Origin of the sequence: Corynebacterium sp. UMB6689, from assembly GCF_030215295.1 — a bacterium.
Classification (GTDB): Bacteria; Actinomycetota; Actinomycetes; order Mycobacteriales; family Mycobacteriaceae; genus Corynebacterium; species Corynebacterium aurimucosum.
On sequence record NZ_JASOLS010000139.1, the window covers coordinates 1 to 290 of the forward strand.

General features: G+C 57.9%; 1 pseudogene. It reads left to right on the forward strand.

Annotated elements, in window-relative coordinates:
• Nucleotides 1-290 (forward strand): annotated as a pseudogene (locus QP363_RS12975) (phage tail protein); the annotation flags it as partial.

The following is a 290-nucleotide window of genomic DNA, read 5'->3' on the forward strand; positions in this document are numbered from 1 at the left end:
CTCGTTTGGTGAGAATGATTCGCGGACGAAGAATTGGCAGATCCAGCTCAACAACGCAGGCGCGGAGCTCAACCGCCTTGAAGGCGAACTCAAAGCCAACAACGACGCCCTCTCTGATTTCGGGAACGAGGTAGACGGTGCCGGTGATGATGCGAAGGGGGCTGCGAAGGACGCAGGATGTCTTGAGGGCGCGGTCGATGATCTCGGAGACGAGATGAACTCCACCTCCGGCAAGATCCGCATTTTCGGCGACGTGTTGAAAGCCAACCTCGCCTCCGAAGCCATGATCG